The sequence below is a fragment of the Ruegeria sp. F5 genome, from assembly GCF_056533845.1.
Genome location: NZ_JBQFOU010000008.1, coordinates 109,078 through 124,091 on the forward strand (window position 1 = coordinate 109,078; position 15,014 = coordinate 124,091).

Here is a 15,014-nt window from a genome sequence, read left to right on the forward strand (position 1 = left end):
CAGGCGCGTAATCAAGGATAACCCGACTGGAACCTAAGGCTCCCGCAAAATCGAGACCGTCCGCTCGCAGGGCTGACCGCCATAAAAAGCATCCAGAACGGCCTGAAATTCCACCGGCGCGTCCGGGACCGAAGAAAACAGCGTCATCGACGAGCGCAGCTTTTTCGCGTCAATCCCGCCCAGAACCTCGGTGGCGTCACGCCCCTTGTGCAGCAGCATCAGCCGGGCGGTTTCGGTCAGGCGGCGGCGCAGTTCCGGGTGGTTGAGATAGCTGGCAGCCTCGTCCAGATCCTCGATCCCGTAAAGCTGCGCCATGTGCGACTGGCCAAGCTCGGCCAGTTGCGGAAACACGAACCACATCCAGTGGCTGGTTTTCTGCCCTTGTTCCAGTTCGCGCAGGACATCGGCCCAAACCGTGTCCTGCGCCTCGATGAACATATCGAGTTCGTTGTCGTCCTCGTCGATCACTTGGACAAACGCTTGTCGCGGGCGGCCAGCAGTTTCAGGCGCAGGGCGTTCAACTGGATGAAGCCTGCCGCGTCGGTCTGATCATAGGCCCCGGCGTCTTCTTCAAAGGTCACATGCGCCTCGGAATACAGCGAGTGATCCGACCAGCGGCCCACGGTCGAGGCCAGACCCTTATATAGTTTCACCCGCACGGTGCCGGTGACATGTTCCTGGCTCTTGTCGATGGCCGCCTGCAGCATCTCGCGTTCGGGGCTGTACCAGAACCCGTTATAGATCAGTTCCGCATATTGCGGCATCAGCTGGTCTTTCAGATGCATCGCGCCACGGTCCATGGTGATGGATTCGATGCCGCGATGCGCTTCCAGCAGGATGGTGCCGCCGGGGGTTTCATAGATGCCGCGGGATTTCATGCCGACAAAGCGGCCTTCGACCAGATCGAGGCGTCCGATGCCGTGCTTGCCGCCATATTCGTTCAGCCTCGTCAGGATCGTCGCGGGGCTCATCGCCTCGCCATTGATGCTGACCGCGTCGCCTTTTTCAAAGCCGATTTCGATGAATTCGGGCTCGTTTGGCGCGTCCTCGGGGTGGACGGTGCGCTGATAGACGTAGTCGGGTGCCATATCGGCGGGATCTTCCAGAACTTTGCCCTCGGACGAGGTGTGCAGCAGGTTGGCATCGACCGAGAAGGGCGCCTCGCCGCGTTTGTCCTTGGCAATCGGGATCTGGTTGGCTTCGGCAAATTCCAGCAGCTTGGTGCGGCTGGTCAGGTCCCATTCACGCCACGGGGCGATCACCTTGATATCGGGGTTCAGCGCGTAAGCCGCCAGTTCGAACCGCACCTGATCATTGCCCTTGCCGGTTGCGCCGTGGGCGACAGCGTCAGCACCGGTTGCTGCCGCAATCTCGACCAGACGTTTCGAGATCAGCGGACGCGCGATGGATGTCCCCAGCAGATACAGACCTTCGTATTGCGCATTGGCGCGGAACATGGGGAAGACGAAATCGCGGACGAATTCCTCGCGGATATCCTCGATATAGATGTTCTCGGGCTTGATCCCCAGCAGCTCGGCCTTTTTTCGGGCGGGCTCCAGTTCCTCGCCCTGACCCAGATCGGCGGTGAAGGTCACGACCTCACAGCCATACTCGGTCTGCAGCCATTTCAGGATGATCGAGGTATCGAGGCCACCGGAATAGGCCAGAACAACTTTCTTGGGCGCGGACATCTGACTTCCCTTTATGCGTAGAACGCTTGGCCCCTAGCGGGTTTTGGACGCGGGGGCAAGTTATGTGCGTTGACCACAGGCGGGAATTGGGGTGAAACGGAACGAAAGAGAACAAGAACAGGTTGAGGACGGGTTAGATGCTGGGCTGGAAGATTGTCGTGCATTCGGTGCGGATGGTGTTCCGCAATCTGAAAGAGGCGTTGCAGATCGGTCTGGTGCCCAACGTCCTGGCGGCGCTGTTCAGCACCTTTGTGCTGCAAGCCGCCGCCCCGTCTTTGATCGCGGTAGAAGGCACGGAACTGGCACCTTCACCCGAAGGTTTGTTTGTGGGTTTGGGCGTTGGTCTGGTCAGTTTCATCGTGACCATATGGATCTGCGTGGCGTGGCACCGCTTTGTCTTGCTCGAGGAATATCCGACCGGATGGATTCCGTCTTTCCGGGCGGATCGCTTTTTTGACTATATTGGGTATTCGTTCCTACTGATCGCGATTTGTCTTGTCGCCGCTGTGTGCTTTTCAGTGCCGCTGGTGGTGATTGGTGCGGTGCTTTCGGCAATTCCGTTCTTTGGCGTGATCGCACAGGTCGTGCCGTTGTTTGTGCTGGTCCTTGTCTATCTGGTGTTTCTGAGATTGGGCGCTGTTCTGCCCGCAGCGGCGATTGGCACGCCCTTCGGGCTGAAAGCCGCCAAAGACGCGACTGCGGGGACCAATGGAATCCTGATTGTCACGGCCGCATTCATGCTGTTCGCGCAACTTGCCGTCGCGGTGCTTCTGATCATGGCGACACAATTTCTGCCGATCATCGGCATTGCCAGCCAGACGATTATCGGGCTGATCCTGTCGCTGGTGAATGTCAGCGTGTTGACCACAGTGTACGGTATCTATGTCGAAAAACGCCAGCTGGCCTGACCACCCGTACACATATGTATTCCTTGCCCTTTTGCTCAGGATAAGCCACTGACAGGCGCATGACCGATTTCCTGACCCGCGCCCGCGCTGCCGAACAGGCGATGCGCACTGTGTTTCCGGCAACGCCCCTGCAGCGCAATGCCCATCTGTCCGATCGCTACGGGGCCGATATCTGGCTCAAGCGAGAGGACCTCAGCCCGGTGCGGTCCTACAAGATCCGGGGCGCGTTCAACGCGATGCGCAAGCAGCAGGGGCAGGATCTGTTCGTCTGTGCCAGCGCGGGCAATCACGCGCAGGGCGTGGCGTTTATGTGCAAGCATCTGAACGTGCGCGGCGTGATCTTCATGCCGGTGACCACACCGCAGCAGAAAATCCAGAAAACCCGCATCTTTGGCGGTGACAATATCGAGATCCACCTGACCGGCGACTATTTTGACGACACGCTCGCCGCCGCGCAGGCGTGGTGTGCCGAGCAGGGCGGGCATTTTCTGTCGCCTTTCGATGATGAGGATGTGATCGAAGGGCAGGCCTCATTGGCGGTCGAGATCGAAGAGCAACTGGGCGGTCTGCCGGATCATGTGATCCTGCCGGTTGGGGGCGGTGGCATGTCCTCGGGCGTGGCGACCTGGTTCGGGGATCGCACCCATTGCCTGTTTGTCGAACCGAAAGGCGGGGCCTGTCTGCATGCGGCGATGGCGGCGGGGCATCCGGTGGCGCTGGATCATGTGGACAATTTCGTCGATGGCGCGGCGGTGGGCCGGATCGGCGCAAAGCCGTTTGAGTTGTTGAAGAACAGGCACCTGTCGGACGTGCTGGTCCTGTCCGAAGACCGCATCTGCACCACCATGATCGAGATGTTGAATGTCGAAGGCATCGTTCTGGAACCCGCCGGTGCGCTGGCGATTGAAGCCATTGCCGATGTGCAAAGCTTCATCCGGGGCAAGACCGTGGTTTGCGTGACGTCCGGCGGCAATTTCGATTTCGAACGCCTGCCCGAGGTCAAGGAACGCGCGCAACGGTATTCCGGCGTCAAGAAATACTTCATCCTGCGCCTGCCGCAACGCCCCGGCGCGCTGAAAGAGTTTCTGAACATTCTCGGCCCCGAGGACGACATCGCCCGGTTCGAATACATGAAGAAATCGGCGCGCAATTTCGGCTCGGTTCTGATCGGGATCGAGACCCGCAAGCCCGAGAACTTCATGCGCCTGTTCGCGCATCTGGACGAGGCCGGGTTTACCTATACCGACATCACCGAGGATGAGACACTGGCCCAGTTCGTGATCTAGAGCGTTGTGCATTTTTTCTGAGCCAGATTCATCGAAATGCGCGTTCGACCGAAGGCAGAGGCAGCGCAGTTCGATTTAAATCAAACGCACAGCGATCTTAAGCAGGTTCCGGGCCAGTTCGGCCTGAAAGACGGATTTCGATTCGTCATAGGCGGCAAGGATGGCTGGGATGTCCACATCCGCAGGCTTGCCTGCGGCGGCCCGGCGTTCGCCATCCTGACAGAGTTTCGAGAACCGGTCGAACCCGAGGCTGAGCGCGCTGCCCTTGAGGAAATGCAGGTTCTGTTCCAGATCGCGCCGCGCGGGGTCGTTTTGCAGGCGCACAATCACCTCCTGCACCTCATCCAGGAATATATCGACCACCTCGTCAAACTCTTCCGCGCCGACTTCGTACCGCAATTGTCTGACTCTGGGCCAGTGAATCATCGCCACCCCCTGCATCGGATTGTTCCTGCATCAAGCTAGCCCTGCGCCAGTAAACAGGCGGTTAAGCGCAGCCCTTCACCGGATGTTAAACCCACGGTCGCTAGGGTCGGGCTGGCGGATCAGGAAATGCAGCGCAGGGTTTTCACAGTGTCACAGACCTTTCCAAAGGATGTCAGGTCAGATCAGGATTTTGGCGCGATCCGCAAAGTTCTGGTCGTCGATGACAGCCGTCTGCAGCGGCGGATTCTGGTGGCATCCTTGAAGAAATGGGGGTTCGAGGTGCTGGAGGCCGACAATGGTGATGCCGCGCTTGCCTTGTGCAATGGCGATCCGCCGGACCTTGTGCTGAGCGACTGGATCATGCCGGGGATGAGCGGGCTGGAATTTTGCCGCGCGTTCCGGGCGTTGGGGACCGAACAATACAGCTATTTCATCCTGCTGACCTCAAAAAGCGAAAAGCAGGAGGTGGCAAAGGGGCTGGATGCGGGGGCTGACGATTTCCTGATCAAACCGCTCGAGGCGGACGAACTGCGCGCGCGTATCTCGGCCGGGGCCCGCATTCTGGACATGCAGCGCGAGCTGTCCGAGAAGAACAATATGATCGCATCCGCGCTGGAAGAGCTGAAGCTGGCCCATGACGCGATCGACAAGGACCTGATGCAGGCACGCAAAATTCAGGACTCGCTGGTGCCCGAACTGACGCGCACGTTCGGCAAGTCGCGGGTCAGCCTGCTGCTGAAACCCTGCGGCCATATCGGCGGCGATCTGGTGGGCATGTTCTCACCCGGTGTCAACCGGCTGGGGTTCTACAGTATCGATGTGTCCGGCCATGGCATTACCTCGGCCATGATGACGGCGCGGCTTGGGGGCTATCTGTCCAGCACGCATTTCGATCAGAACGTCGCGATGGAGAAGCGGTTCAACAAGTTCTTTGCGTTACTGCCGCCCGAAGAGGTCGCCGAGATGCTTAACGCCCGCCTGATGGCCGATGCCGGGGTCGAAGAGTATTTCACCATGGTCTATGCCATTGTCGATCTGCGCAACGGGCATCTGAAAATGGTGCAGGCGGGGCACCCGCACCCGCTGTTGCTGCGGTGTGATGGCAGGACCGAGTTTCTGGGCGAAGGCGGCCTGCCTATCGGGCTGCTGCCGGATGTGTCGTTCCAGCAGATCGAAACGCATCTGAATCCCGGCGACAAGCTGTTGCTGTATTCCGACGGGTTTACCGAATGCCAGATGGCGGATGGCGAAATGCTCGACGAAGACGGGCTGCGCCGGATGGCGCTGGAGTGTGTTTCCGGGCGGGGCGGGCCCGAGTTTCTGGAGGATATATTCTGGCGGTTGTCCCAGACCCTGTCGCCGGGCAGCGGCATGGATGATGACGTTTCAGCGGTGTTCTTCGAATACAACGGCCCCTAGAGCCCGTCCAGATGCTGCCGGGCGAAATGGCGGTCTCCGTCATTGCCTAAAAGTTCCACCGCGTCGGCGCTGTCCATCCAGAGCGCCTCGTGAAACGGCTCGGAGGGCGGGCCCATCCGGCGCACGGGGCGGGCGCGGTAGATCAGGCAGACTTTCTCGGCCCACAGGTCATATTCCGGCATATAGGTGAAACGGCGGAACGCGCCGACCCGCCGGGGTGTAGCCACCAGCCAGCCGGTTTCCTCGAACACTTCGCGGTGCAGGGCGGTAACGGGCGATTCGCCCGGGTCGATTCCGCCGCCGGGAAGCTGCAGATCCGGCCCCGGTTCGGTCTGGCATGTCAGCAAAAGATGCCTGCCGCGCGGCAACAGGGCGTAAACGCCGACGCGCCGCGTGTATGTCCGCCCGGCTTCGGGGCTTTCACCGAACCGTCTGATCATGTATGGCCCCTTACAACCCGAACTGTACGACCTATATGGTGCCGGTATGCCAACCCGTGGCGTGTAAGGAAACCCCATGTCTCTTGGAACCAAAATCGCGTGGGACGATACCGTCCTGCCCTTTCAACTCGATGTATCGGATATGCGTGGCCGTGTGGCCCGGCTGGATGGCGTGCTGGACGGCATCCTGAAGCAGCACGACTATCCCGAACAGGTCGAGGCCCTAGTGGCTGAGATGGCCCTGCTGACCGCGTTGATCGGCCAGACGGTATCCTTGCGCTGGAAGCTGTCGCTGCAGGTGCAGTCCAAGGGCGCGGTGAGGATGATCGCAACGGATTACTACGCCCCGAAGGTCGAGGGCGAACCGGCCCGCATCCGCGCCTATGCCAGTTTCGACCGGGATCGCCTGACCAACAGCACGCCTTTCGATCAGGTGGGCGAAGGCTATTTCGCGATCATGATCGATCAGGGCGAAGGCACGCAGCCCTATCAGGGGATCACACCCCTTGCCGGAGGCTCGATCAGCGCCTGCGCCGAGGCGTATTTTGCGCAATCCGAACAGTTGCCGACCCGGTTCTCGCTGAGCTTCGGCAAATCGACCGAGCCGGGTGTCGGTGAACATTGGCGCGCGGGCGGGATCATGTTGCAGCATATGCCCAAAGCCTCGCCCTTTGCCGCGTCGGGCGAAGGCACCGGCGAGATTTTGACCGCTGCCGATCTGGTTGACGGGGAAGAGGGCGAGAACTGGGACCGTGTCAACATTCTGCTGGATACGGTCGAGGATCTGGAAATGATCGGCCCCTCGGTTGCGCCCACCGACCTTCTGATCCGCCTGTTTCACGAGGAACAGCCGCGGGTCTACGACGCGCAATCGGTGCAGTTCGGCTGCACCTGTTCCGAGGATCGGGTGCGGCAAAGCCTGTCGATCTATTCGGCCAAGGACATCGAAAAGATGACCACGCCCGAGGGTGACGTGACCGCCGACTGCCAGTTCTGCGGTGCGCATTACGTGCTTGATCCGGCGACGGTCGGCTTCGATGCCGATGATGCCGCAGGTGCATGACCCCAGCGCCATGATCCGGGCGGCTTTGGGCCGCCCCGGTCACGGGTCCAGCGATTTTGACCTGAATCCGGAAACCGTCCTGCCGCCGGGGCGCAAGCTGCGCCCGGCGGGTGTTCTGGTGCCGATCTTAGTCAACGGCAACACGCCGCGTCTGATTCTGACGAAACGGTCCTCGGCCCTGAAACACCATCCCGGCCAGATCGCTTTTCCGGGCGGCAAGCAGGATGAGGGCGACGCCGATGTCACCGCCGCCGCCCTGCGCGAGGCCGATGAGGAAATCGGCCTGCCAAGGGAGTTACCCGAGGTTCTGGGTTTTCTGCCGACGCATGAGACGGTGACATCCTTTTCGATCACGCCGGTGGTGGCAATCATCCGGCAGCCGTTTCAGCCCGAACCCGAACCGGGAGAGGTCGACGAGGTGTTCTCGGTCCCTTTGACCCATGTTCTGGACCCCGTGAACTATCAGATCGAGTCCCGCCGCTGGCGTGGCCACAGGCGAAAATACTTCACAGTGCCCTTCGGTCCCTATTACATCTGGGGCGCGACGGCCCGCATCTTGCGGGGGCTGGCAGCACGGGTGAGTGAATGAAGCAGATCAAAGCGCCGTGGGTATCAGAGCCTGCGACTCAGGCGGTATGTGCCGCGCTGACCGGATCGGGTGCGCAGGCGCTGTTTGTCGGCGGTTGCGTGCGCAATGCGCTGCTGGGTGCGCCGGTCTCGGATATCGACATCGCCACCGATGCGCGCCCGGACCGGGTTGTTGAACTGGCGCTGGGCGCGGGCCTAAAGGCGATCCCCACCGGTATGGATCACGGCACGATCACCGTGGTCAGCCAGGGTGTCCCGCACGAGATCACCACCTTTCGCCGCGATGTCGAAACCGACGGGCGGCGCGCCGTTGTGGCGTTTTCGGACAAGGTCGAAGAAGACGCGGCGCGGCGCGATTTCACCATGAATGCGATCTATGCCCGGCCCGATGGCACCGTGTTAGACCCGCTTGATGGCCTGCCGGACCTTCAGGCGCGGCACGTGCGCTTCATCGGAACCGCCGCCCATCGCATTCGCGAGGATTATCTGCGCTCGCTGCGCTATTTCCGGTTTCACGCCTGGTACGGCAACCCCGAGGCCGGGTTCGATGCCGACGCGCTGGCGGCGATTGCGGCAAATCTGGACGGTCTGGCGGCGCTGTCCCGCGAACGGGTGGGGGCGGAGTTGCTGAAACTGTTGGGCGCGCCCGATCCGGCCCCCTCCGTGGCGGCGATGCGCAGCGCCGGCGTTCTGGCGCAGCTGCTGCCGGGGGCGGATGACCGGGCGTTGGCCCCGTTGATCCATCTGGAACAGGCCGCAGGCGCGGCACCGGACCCGGTGCGCCGACTGGCGGCCATTGCATCCCCCGACGAGGCCGTCACCCTGCGCCTGAGCCGCGCGCAACTGCAACGCCTGACCCGCATGCGGGACGAGGCCGCCGGCACAACCAGCGTGGCCGAACTGGGCTATCGCTACGGGGATGAGGGCGGCCTGCACGAAACCCTGCTGCGCTGCGCCTTTCTGGAACAGCCGTGGTCGGACGACCTGAAAACCGCGTTGCATCAGGGGGCCGCCGCCCGGTTCCCGATCAAGGCCGCAGACCTGATACCCGATTTCACCGGCCCGGCGCTGGGCAAAAAACTGGCCGAGCTCGAGGCGCGCTGGATCGCCTCGGGATTTGCCCTGACCCGCGACGATCTGCTGGCCGAGTAGCGGGAAGTCTCAAAAGGGGATGACAAATTCGCGCGTTTGTGGTTACGTGCGCCTGTACCTGATTTGGAGGGAGGCATGCGAATGTATTACGGGATCTGGTTCGGCTAAAGCCGGAACGCTCGACCCGTAAGGGTGGTGTTCTGGCGCCATCTTTCTTCGCATGTCCTGATTTACCCGCTCAATCGGAGCACCCTCCATGTTTCGCTATTTCGAAAACCTTGTAGACCCTTTTGTTGCCTATACGGAATCCGACAGGCCGCCGACGCGCTTGTGGCCGTTCATGCTGAACTACTCGCGCCCGTTCTTTCGGGTGTTCTTCTGGGCGGGGCTGATCTCGGTCATCGTTGCGGGGGTCGAGATCGGGCTGATCTATTACATGGGCCGTGTTGTTGACCTGCTGGGCGGCTCCCCAGCCGAAGTGTGGCAGGACCACGGGACCGAGCTGCTGCTGATGGCCGCATTTGTTCTGTTTCTGCGCCCGCTGCTGCATCTGGTCGATGTGCTGCTGCTGAATAACACCATCCTGCCGAATTTCGGCACGCTGATCCGCTGGCGGGCACACAAGCACGTGCTGCGCCAGTCGGTCGGCTGGTTCGAGAACGATTTCGCCGGGCGCATCGCCAACCGTATCATGCAGACCCCGCCCGCAGCGGGTGAGGTGGTGTTTCAGGTTTTTGACGCCATTTCCTTCTCGCTGGCCTATATGATCGGCGCCGCGATCCTTCTGTATGCCGCCGATCCGCGGCTGCTGATCCCGTTGCTGATCTGGTTTGTCTTCTACGCCCTGCTGGTGCGCTGGACGGTGCGGCGGGTCGGGCCCGCGTCCAAGGCGGCCTCGGACGCGCGATCCACGGTGACCGGGCGGGTGGTGGACAGTTATACCAACATCCATTCGGTCAAGATGTTCGCCCATGACACGCAGGAGTTGGACTATGCGCGCGAGGCGATCGAGGAAACCCGCCGCACTTTCCAGATCGAGATGCGGATTTTCACCATCATGGATGCCGTGCTGGTGGCGCTGAACGGTCTGCTGATCGTGGGTGTCGTGGGCTGGGCGATTTCGCTGTGGATGCAGGGCAGCGCCTCGGTCGGTGTGGTCGCTGCCGCGACCGCTCTGACCCTGCGGCTGAATGCCATGACCGGCTGGATCATGTGGGCGCTGACCAGTTTCTTCCGCGAGCTGGGGATCGTCTCGGAAGGGATGGAGACCATTGCCCAGCCCATCGATCTGCTGGACGCGCCCGCAGCGAAACCGCTGAACCTGACCAAAGGTGAGATTCAGGTGCGCGATCTGTCGCACCATTATGGCCGCACGACCGGCGGGCTGGATCACGTCAACATGACCATCCACCCGGGTGAAAAGATCGGCCTGATCGGGCGGTCCGGGGCCGGGAAATCGACCCTGGTGAAGCTGCTTTTGCGGTTTTATGACGTCGAACGCGGTGCGATCCTGATTGACGATCAGAATATTGCGGGCGTGACGCAGGACAGTTTGCGCCAGCATATCGGCATGGTGCAGCAGGACAGCGCCTTGCTGCACCGCTCGGTCCGCGACAACATCCTCTATGGCCGTCCGGACGCGACCGAGGCGCAGATGATCGCCGCCGCAAAACAGGCCGAGGCGCATGAGTTCATCCTCGACCTGCAAGACCCGCAGGGGCGCACCGGCTATGACGCGCATGTGGGTGAACGCGGCGTGAAACTGTCGGGCGGTCAGCGGCAGCGGGTGACGCTGGCGCGGGTGATCCTGAAAGATGCACCGATATTGCTGTTGGACGAGGCGACATCCGCCCTAGATTCCGAGGTCGAAGCGTCCATTCAGGAGACCCTCTACGGCATGATGCAGGGCAAAACCGTGATCGCCATTGCCCACCGGCTGAGCACCATTGCCCAGATGGATCGCATTCTGGTGATGGATGCGGGCCGGATCGTGGAAGAGGGCAGTCATGCCGACCTGCTGGCGCAGGGCGGTCTTTACGCCCAGTTCTGGTCGCGGCAATCTGGGGGTTTCATGAACCCGGAGGCCGCTGAATGAGGATCGCTGACCTCATCAACCCGTTCAAGGACATCGAAACGCCCCCGCCGCAAACGCTGGGGGCTTTCATTCGCTGGAGCCTGTCCGGCGCCTGGCCCATGCTGTTCGTGGCGGCCTTCTTTTCCGCGTTTGCCGGCACGATGGAGGCCGGAACCGCGTGGATTCTGGGCCGTGTCATCGATGTCGCAACCGCCAGCGGGCCCGAGGATCTGCTGAGCGCGGGGAACCTGTGGCTGATCTTCGGCGCGGTGGCGTTTTTTATGCTGCTGCGGCCGGTCTTCTTCGGACTGTCGGCCTTGTCGAACAACTACATCGTCATGCCCAACATCACGCCGCTGGTTCTGGCTAAGCTGAACCGTTGGACGCTGGGCCAGTCCGTCACCTATTTCGATGACGATTTCGCCGGTCGCATCGCGCAGAAGCAGATGCAGACCTCGAACGCCATGGCCTCGGTCGTGTCGGAAACGATCAGTGCGATTGTCTTTGCGTTGGCCTCATTGGTTGGCTCTTTGCTTTTGTTAGGGTCTATTCATCCACTGGTCATGCTGCCCTTTGCCGTCTGGCTAGTGGTCTATTTCCTGTTGGTGCGCTGGTATCTGCCGCGCATCCGCCGCCGTTCGGCGGCGCGGGCCGGGGCGCGGGCGATGGTGTCGGGGCAGGTGGTGGACACGATCACCAACATCAAGACCGTCAAGCTGTTCGCCCATGCCGCGTTCGAGGATCAGGCAGCGCGGAATGCGATGGTCGATCTGCGCGAGAAGTCACTGGATTTCGGTCGGCTCTCGGCCAGTTTCCGGTTCATCCTGATGACGCTGGCGGGAATCCTGCCGGTGCTGCTGCTGGGCGCGACGCTGTGGCTGTGGCAGTTCGGCATGGCGACGCCCGGGGATATCGTGGCGGCTGGCGCGATCTCGATCCGGATTGCGCAGATGACCGGCTGGGTCAGTTTCACGCTGATGGGCCTTTATGCAAATGTGGGCGAGATCGAGAACGGCATGAAAACCCTCGCCAAGCGCGACCGGGTTGAGGATGTGGCGCAGGCGACGGAACTGGTGGTGACCGAGGGCGGCATCGCCTTCGACGCCGTCAGCTTTGCTTATGGCCGCGATATCGGTGGTGTCACTGACCTGAATCTGGCGGTTCAACCCGGTGAGAAACTGGGCATCGTGGGCGCGTCCGGGGCGGGGAAATCCACCCTCGTTTCGCTGTTGCTCAGGCTCTATGACGGGGAAAAAGGCGCCATCTGCATTGACGGGCAGGACGTGTCGCAGGTGACGCAGGACAGTTTGCGCCGCCAGATCGGCATGGTCACGCAGGAAACCGCGATGTTCAATCGCTCAGCGCGCGAGAATATCCTCTATGGCCGCCCCGATGCATCCGAGGCCGAGTTGATCGAAGCGGCACACAAGGCCGAGGCACATGAGTTCATTCTGGGTTTACAAGACGCGCATGGGCGCACCGGCTATGACGCCCATCTTGGCGAACGGGGCGTGAAGCTGTCAGGCGGGCAACGGCAACGCATCGCGCTGGCCCGCGCCATTCTGAAGGACGCGCCGATTCTGGTGCTGGACGAGGCAACCTCGGCGCTGGATTCCGAGGTTGAGGCCTCGATCCAGACCGCTCTGCACCGGGTCATGCAGGGCAAAACGGTTCTGGCCATCGCCCATCGCCTGTCCACCCTGAGCGAGATGGACCGGATCGTCGTTCTGGATCACGGACGTATCGTGGAAAGCGGCACGCACGAGGCGCTGTTGGAACAGGGCGGGCTTTATGCCCGGTTCTGGCATCGCCAGTCCGGCGGCTTCATTCTGGCGGAAGCTGCTGAATAAGGGGCTTTTTGCATTTCTGACAAGTCAAGCATCAAAATACGCGTTCGACCGAAGAGAGAGGCAGCGTATTTCGATCCAATATAAATGCAAAAGACCCAAAGGGGTTTTTTTGTCCGCAAAGCCCGGCTATCAGGCCGGTCATGAGGCAGAACTTTACCATAAACCGTCTGGGACATCAGGGCGACGGCATCGCCGACGGCCCGGTTTACGCCCCGCGCACCTTGCCGGGTGAGGAGGTCAGCGGCGTGCTGGACGGGCAGGTACTGACCGATATCCGCGTCGAAACCCCGTCAGATCAGCGCGTTAAACCGCCGTGCCGGCACTACAAGGCTTGCGGGGGGTGCCAGTTGCAGCATGCCTCGGACGCGTTTGTGGCCGATTGGAAGGTCGCGGTGGTGCGCAACGCTCTGGCCGCGCAAGGGCTCGATGCCCCGATGCGGCCCATTCACACCTCGCCCGACCGATCCCGCCGCCGCGCGACCATCGCGGTCAGGCGCACGAAAAAGGGCACCCTTGCCGGGTTCCACGGCCGCGCCTCGGACACGATCACCGAAATCCCCGATTGCCACCTGCTGGACCCGGCGCTGATCGCCGCCATTCCGGTGGCCGAGGCACTGGCGCTGCTGGGCGGCAGCCGCAAGGGGGTGCTGGCCGTGACCCTGACCTTGTCCGAGAGTGGGCTGGACGTCGCGGTCAAGGGCGGCAAGCCGCTGGACGGGCCGCTGGAACTGGCGCTGGCGCAGGCGACCGAGAAACACGGGCTGGCGCGGCTCAGCTGGGACGGTGAGGTCATCGCAATGCGCCATCCCCCGGTGCAACGGTTCGGAAGCGCCGAAGTGACGCCGCCGCCGGGGGCCTTCCTGCAGGCCACAAAGGACGGAGAACAGGCTCTGTTACAGGCGGTATCCGAGGCAACGGAAGGCGCAAGGCGCATCGTTGATTTGTTTGCGGGCAGCGGAACTTTCTCGCTGCCGCTGGCGCAAACCGCTGAAATCCACGCGGTCGAAGGTGAGGCCGCAATGACGCAAGCGCTGGATCAGGGCTGGCGTCGTGCGCAAGGTTTGAAACGCGTCACAAGCGAAGCGCGCGACCTGTTTCGCCGTCCGCTGATGCCCGACGAACTCAAAGCCTTTGACGCCGTCGTACTGGACCCGCCCCGCGCCGGGGCCGAGGCGCAGGTGGCCGAATTGGCGCAGGCCAGACGCCCGGTGATCGCCTATGTCTCGTGCAACCCGGTCACGTTCGCACGGGATGCAAAAACGCTGGTTAACGCGGGCTACACCCTTGAATGGGTACAGGTCGTTGACCAATTTCGATGGTCGTCACATACGGAACTTGCCGCGCGGTTTGTGCTGAACCCCGCAACTTGAGCAGACAGGAAAGAGACAGGCATGGGGTTCACGCAGCGGTTGCTGTCCATTATCGAAGCGCCCGCCTTCGGGCGGTTCATCACCGGCGTTATCATCTTCAACGCGATCCTGCTGGGGATGGAGACCTCGCCCACGCTGATGGAGGCGGCGGGCCCCCTGATCGTGGTTCTGGACAAGCTGTGCCTTGCCATCTTCGTGGCCGAGATTGCGATGAAGCTGATCGCCACCGGTCGCCGGTTCTTTACAAGCGGCTGGAATATCTTTGACTTTCTGATCGTCGGCATCGCCCTTGTGCCCAGCGCGGGCAGCCTGTCGGTGCTGCGGGCGCTGCGGATTCTGCGGGTTTTGCGCGTCATCTCGGTCGCGCCGCGCCTGCGCCGGGTGGTCGAGGGGTTTATCTCGGCCCTGCCGGGCATGGCCAGCGTGTTCCTGTTGATGGCGATCCTGTTCTATATCGGCGCGGTGATCTCGACCAAGCTGTTCTCGTATTCCTTCCCCGACTGGTTCGGCGATCTGGGTCTGTCGGCCTATACGCTGTTCCAGATCATGACGCTGGAAAGCTGGTCGATGGGCATCGTCCGCCCGGTGATGGAGGTCTATCCCTATGCCTGGCTGTTCTTCGTGCCGTTCATCATGGTCACCACCTTTGCGGTGGTGAACCTGCTGGTGGGTCTGATCGTGAATTCGATGCAGGATGCGCATCACGCGGAAGACGAAGTGAAAACCGACGCTTACCGGGACGAGGTGCTGGAGCGGCTGGAAACCATCGAACGCCGGCTGATCGAGCAGGCGAACAGCAAAAAGTGA

At 61.7% G+C, this 15,014-nt stretch carries 14 protein-coding genes; 10 read left to right on the forward strand and 4 right to left on the reverse strand.

Annotated features, from left to right (window positions below):
- Nucleotides 1–33: 33 nt before the first annotated feature.
- Both ACR0K1_RS13995 and ACR0K1_RS14000 read right to left on the reverse strand, forming a co-directional pair.
- A complete protein-coding gene (locus ACR0K1_RS13995; protein ID WP_480612395.1) occupies nt 34–438 on the reverse strand; it encodes a DUF1810 domain-containing protein in 405 nt (134 codons plus the stop codon).
- A gap of 26 nt (nt 439–464) precedes the next feature.
- Nucleotides 465–1,691, reverse strand: coding sequence for an argininosuccinate synthase (locus ACR0K1_RS14000; protein ID WP_480611877.1), 1,227 nt, complete (start codon nt 1,689–1,691; stop codon nt 465–467).
- Between the two features lie 137 nt (nt 1,692–1,828).
- Between ACR0K1_RS14000 and ACR0K1_RS14005 the strand changes: the two genes are divergently transcribed.
- Nucleotides 1,829–2,599: a hypothetical protein gene (locus ACR0K1_RS14005; RefSeq protein ID WP_480611878.1), complete on the forward strand. Its 771-nt coding sequence runs from the start codon at nt 1,829–1,831 to the stop codon at nt 2,597–2,599.
- A gap of 59 nt (nt 2,600–2,658) precedes the next feature.
- Nucleotides 2,659–3,885 (forward strand): threonine ammonia-lyase IlvA, encoded by a 1,227-nt coding sequence (ilvA, locus tag ACR0K1_RS14010; RefSeq protein ID WP_480851096.1) that lies wholly within the window; start codon nt 2,659–2,661, stop codon nt 3,883–3,885.
- Between the two features lie 75 nt (nt 3,886–3,960).
- Here ilvA and ACR0K1_RS14015 read toward each other — a convergent pair whose 3' ends face one another.
- Complete coding sequence (locus tag ACR0K1_RS14015; RefSeq protein ID WP_480851097.1) at nt 3,961–4,311, reverse strand: Hpt domain-containing protein; 351 nt, start codon at nt 4,309–4,311, stop codon at nt 3,961–3,963.
- 126 nt (nt 4,312–4,437) lie between these two features.
- Here ACR0K1_RS14015 and ACR0K1_RS14020 point away from each other — a divergent pair, with 126 nt between their 5' ends.
- A complete protein-coding gene (locus tag ACR0K1_RS14020) occupies nt 4,438–5,730 on the forward strand; it encodes a PP2C family protein-serine/threonine phosphatase (protein ID WP_480851098.1) in 1,293 nt (430 codons plus the stop codon).
- Here ACR0K1_RS14020 and ACR0K1_RS14025 read toward each other — a convergent pair.
- Nucleotides 5,727–6,170 carry an NUDIX hydrolase gene (locus ACR0K1_RS14025; protein WP_480611882.1) on the reverse strand — a complete coding sequence of 148 codons (444 nt, stop codon included), beginning with the start codon at nt 6,168–6,170 and terminating at the stop codon, nt 5,727–5,729. The genes ACR0K1_RS14020 and ACR0K1_RS14025 overlap by 4 nt on opposite strands.
- A gap of 76 nt (nt 6,171–6,246) precedes the next feature.
- On the opposite strand from ACR0K1_RS14025, the gene hslO reads away from it, so the two are divergent.
- The 7 genes from hslO to ACR0K1_RS14060 all read left to right on the forward strand — a co-directional run bounded on the left by hslO (nt 6,247) and on the right by ACR0K1_RS14060 (nt 15,014).
- Nucleotides 6,247–7,233 (forward strand): Hsp33 family molecular chaperone HslO, encoded by a 987-nt coding sequence (hslO, locus tag ACR0K1_RS14030; RefSeq protein ID WP_480851099.1) that lies wholly within the window; start codon nt 6,247–6,249, stop codon nt 7,231–7,233.
- A complete protein-coding gene (locus ACR0K1_RS14035; RefSeq protein WP_480611884.1) occupies nt 7,208–7,822 on the forward strand; it encodes a CoA pyrophosphatase in 615 nt (204 codons plus the stop codon). The genes hslO and ACR0K1_RS14035 overlap by 26 nt, the downstream gene beginning before the upstream one ends.
- A complete protein-coding gene (locus ACR0K1_RS14040; protein WP_480611885.1) occupies nt 7,819–8,973 on the forward strand; it encodes a CCA tRNA nucleotidyltransferase in 1,155 nt (384 codons plus the stop codon). Before ACR0K1_RS14035 ends, ACR0K1_RS14040 begins: the two co-directional genes overlap by 4 nt.
- A 196-nt stretch (nt 8,974–9,169) precedes the next feature.
- Entirely contained in the window at nt 9,170–11,008 is a 1,839-nt protein-coding gene (locus tag ACR0K1_RS14045) for an ABC transporter ATP-binding protein (RefSeq protein ID WP_480611886.1), read from the forward strand.
- Nucleotides 11,005–12,837 (forward strand): ABC transporter ATP-binding protein, encoded by a 1,833-nt coding sequence (locus ACR0K1_RS14050; RefSeq protein ID WP_480851100.1) that lies wholly within the window; start codon nt 11,005–11,007, stop codon nt 12,835–12,837. Before ACR0K1_RS14045 ends, ACR0K1_RS14050 begins: the two co-directional genes overlap by 4 nt.
- Nucleotides 12,838–12,977: 140 nt before the next feature.
- Entirely contained in the window at nt 12,978–14,207 is a 1,230-nt protein-coding gene (locus tag ACR0K1_RS14055) for a class I SAM-dependent RNA methyltransferase (protein ID WP_480611888.1), read from the forward strand.
- A 21-nt stretch (nt 14,208–14,228) separates the two neighbouring features.
- Nucleotides 14,229–15,014: an ion transporter gene (locus tag ACR0K1_RS14060; protein WP_480611889.1), complete on the forward strand. Its 786-nt coding sequence runs from the start codon at nt 14,229–14,231 to the stop codon at nt 15,012–15,014.

What these genes read in the sequence shown, in the direction of transcription:
- ACR0K1_RS14040 (WP_480611885.1), top strand. Translation starts at nt 7,819, where the DNA reads ATGAAGCAGATCAAAGCGCCGTGGGTATCAGAGCCTGCGACTCAGGCG.
- ACR0K1_RS14015 (WP_480851097.1), bottom strand. Translation starts at nt 4,311, where the DNA reads ATGATTCACTGGCCCAGAGTCAGACAATTGCGGTACGAAGTCGGCGCG.
- ACR0K1_RS14025 (WP_480611882.1), bottom strand. Translation starts at nt 6,170, where the DNA reads ATGATCAGACGGTTCGGTGAAAGCCCCGAAGCCGGGCGGACATACACG.
- ACR0K1_RS13995 (WP_480612395.1), bottom strand. Translation starts at nt 438, where the DNA reads ATGTTCATCGAGGCGCAGGACACGGTTTGGGCCGATGTCCTGCGCGAA.
- ACR0K1_RS14045 (WP_480611886.1), top strand. Translation starts at nt 9,170, where the DNA reads ATGTTTCGCTATTTCGAAAACCTTGTAGACCCTTTTGTTGCCTATACG.
- ACR0K1_RS14000 (WP_480611877.1), bottom strand. Translation starts at nt 1,691, where the DNA reads ATGTCCGCGCCCAAGAAAGTTGTTCTGGCCTATTCCGGTGGCCTCGAT.
- ACR0K1_RS14005 (WP_480611878.1), top strand. Translation starts at nt 1,829, where the DNA reads ATGCTGGGCTGGAAGATTGTCGTGCATTCGGTGCGGATGGTGTTCCGC.
- ACR0K1_RS14050 (WP_480851100.1), top strand. Translation starts at nt 11,005, where the DNA reads ATGAGGATCGCTGACCTCATCAACCCGTTCAAGGACATCGAAACGCCC.
- ACR0K1_RS14055 (WP_480611888.1), top strand. Translation starts at nt 12,978, where the DNA reads ATGAGGCAGAACTTTACCATAAACCGTCTGGGACATCAGGGCGACGGC.
- ACR0K1_RS14020 (WP_480851098.1), top strand. Translation starts at nt 4,438, where the DNA reads ATGCAGCGCAGGGTTTTCACAGTGTCACAGACCTTTCCAAAGGATGTC.
- hslO (WP_480851099.1), top strand. Translation starts at nt 6,247, where the DNA reads ATGTCTCTTGGAACCAAAATCGCGTGGGACGATACCGTCCTGCCCTTT.
- ilvA (WP_480851096.1), top strand. Translation starts at nt 2,659, where the DNA reads ATGACCGATTTCCTGACCCGCGCCCGCGCTGCCGAACAGGCGATGCGC.
- ACR0K1_RS14035 (WP_480611884.1), top strand. Translation starts at nt 7,208, where the DNA reads ATGCCGATGATGCCGCAGGTGCATGACCCCAGCGCCATGATCCGGGCG.
- ACR0K1_RS14060 (WP_480611889.1), top strand. Translation starts at nt 14,229, where the DNA reads ATGGGGTTCACGCAGCGGTTGCTGTCCATTATCGAAGCGCCCGCCTTC.